2 protein-coding genes are annotated in these 2,359 nt (G+C 38.0%); one reads left to right on the forward strand and one right to left on the reverse strand.

The annotated features are described in order from the left end of the window. Positions 1–167: 167 nt before the first annotated feature. On the forward strand, positions 168–617 hold the full coding sequence (locus tag AC2YIT_RS32125; protein WP_487281939.1) for a hypothetical protein: 450 nt from the start codon (positions 168–170) through the stop codon (positions 615–617). A gap of 71 nt (positions 618–688) precedes the next feature. Here the strand turns inward: AC2YIT_RS32125 and AC2YIT_RS32130 are convergent, their stop codons facing one another. Then, positions 689–1,753: a DUF6973 domain-containing protein gene (locus AC2YIT_RS32130; protein WP_487281940.1), complete on the reverse strand. Its 1,065-nt coding sequence runs from the start codon at positions 1,751–1,753 to the stop codon at positions 689–691. Positions 1,754–2,359 lie beyond the last annotated feature (606 nt).

Consider the following 2,359-nt stretch of genomic DNA (forward strand, 5'->3'; position numbering starts at 1 on the left):
GTACGTTCGGGCGAATTCAGTGACTAAATTCGCATAACTTAAACAGATTTTGATCCAGTGGCTTGGTCTCGAATAAAGAAATTAATATATTGCAATAATCAAATAATTAGACAGATAGGAACAAACCCTCTCGATTAGTAGTAAATTTAACACGTAAATAATTTGTTATGAAAGTTAAAAATGTTCTATTTCTTCTAGGGGTTTCACTTCTTGGCTCTTGCACAGACGATGACATTGATCCAGCCGTTGAAACAATTAGTGTTTACGGAGGATACGAAGTTGAAAGGGAAAAAGCATTCCCCAATTTATACAATTACTATGTAGCCAGCTCAAAGAACAAGGAGTACTACGAAGTAATTTCCAAAGGTGACTTTATATTAAATTATTACCCCAAGGGACAACTTTTAACAATATGTGCTGACCAAGGTAGCGGTTGGTTGAGTCAATATAAAAATATTGACGAGTCAGATTTGAAAAAGTTTGTAGATGACGGTGTAACTTTTGACCAAGTGTCTAGATTTGGGACTTTGGATAACGATTTGGATAGTTCTTACAATTCAATCTTAATTGAAACAGACCCTTTTATTGAGGTAAAAACTAATGGAAGTCCTCGATAGAGGATATAACGAAAAAGGCGCTTGTTTAAGCGCCTTTTTCGTTATATCTCTAAACTCAGTTCTTAAAAAGATTATTGGAGACGGACCAGGTATTGCTGAACACCGGTCTGTAAGTCAAATAGTTTGTTCCAAACATAATCACTATCACCTCCATGTGGCGCTAAAATTTGCGCCCGAGTATGGACGGTACTAGCGTCTGCCTTACCTTTCATATTATTGATTATATCTTCGAACGATGGCATCGATCTAAAGGGTCCAATACCCCAGCTAGTTTCCTCTTTCATCCAAGTTCTTGCAGCCATGTTGTTGAAAAGGTCCATTGCCGACGCATCAGTCCTAATCTGATTGCCATTGTCGTCCTGTTCATGTTTCGAAGTTCCATCCTGAGTAAAATCGACCGCTTGATTCTCGCTAGCCGGAGCTCCTTTGAGTATATATCTGATTGACAGTGCATTCCAAATGGCATGTTTAAACGCATTATTAGCTTCGTTATCCGCATCTCTTTGATAAACGACCACAGTCCAGTGGTTTGACTCCTGTGCGGCAAAAGTATAATGTTGCCCGTACCCCGGATTTGAAAGTAAGTGATTTCTCTCTGGAACCGTTAAAGTTTCAGGAGAAATGCCCCCCAGGGATCTTTTGTTTGCATTGTTGCTTTCAAAAGTTATCACATCCTCGATAAGTGCTGGCTTTATCAACGTTTGATAATAATCGTAGATTATTTCTTTTTTGCTATTAGCTTCCTCGGCAGTTTTGATCTCGGGGAAATCAAGATAAATCCTTTTTAGGTCTAGCTCAGAAAAATCTCTCTCGTAGCTAACGTCAGGTATACTCTGAGTGTGTTGCTTCAAAATTTCGTGTAAACTTTCATAAGTAAGGGTAGTCTCATCTGTGGATGTTCGTGACGAACTTTTTTTTGACATGACATCGAAATACCGATCGAATTCTTCTTGAGAATTGCTAAGTAGCTCCTTGGGAAAATTAGATGGAATGACTGCTTTTTCTCCTCTGAAGTCAACGACTACCTTTTTAGAGATTTCGGATTCATTTGTTGTGCCAACTTGCGGTTCATTGCAAGATGCAATACCGATTGCCAAGCTTGTAAAAAAGAATGCAGTTCTTAGTTTTTTTTTCATGTTTTATAGTTTTGTTCGTTCAAAGTAAAATTATGTCATAAACGGTTACATGGAATAGGCTTCAGTATTGTATTGGTGTTATTTTCGACCAATAGCCATAATTATTCGACGAACGTTCCTGTATTGTCCTTGCGTTGGTCTAGAGAGCTAGCACTATGCCAATTTTGAACTTCGGGCAGTATATTTTAAGTATGGCCTGACGTCCTCCCAGGTATACAGATGGTTAAAAGTAGAGTTTGCGGCGTTCGGGAGACAGGTCATCAAGCCATTTGAGTAAATAGATTGTAATTGACGGTACCTCCTAAATAAAGTCCGTCTCGTTATGAACAACTCTTAAGAAACAACGGCAGTGATTGTAAAGCTTTTCAGACTATTTTTGTAATTTCGCATTAACAACTCGATGCCCAAAATGCATCGAAACAAGCTAAAAAAATCAGTTACCATTTCGGTTACCTATTTTGAAATGAGTTACAAGTAATTGACATACAAGCGTTTTCAAAGTTTAAATTGTTCCCAGCGGGATCACTTAAAGCGCCTCAAAAGGCGCTTTTTTTGTTTAAAAACGTCATTTTTTCACTGTTTTCGAAGATAAGCATATCATTCTGA

It is taken from the genome of Dyadobacter sp. SRI_021, from assembly GCF_057586235.1.

Coding starts and splice junctions, on each gene's coding strand:
- AC2YIT_RS32130 (WP_487281940.1), bottom strand. CDS start 1,753: ATGAAAAAAAAACTAAGAACTGCATTCTTTTTTACAAGCTTGGCAATC.
- AC2YIT_RS32125 (WP_487281939.1), top strand. CDS start 168: ATGAAAGTTAAAAATGTTCTATTTCTTCTAGGGGTTTCACTTCTTGGC.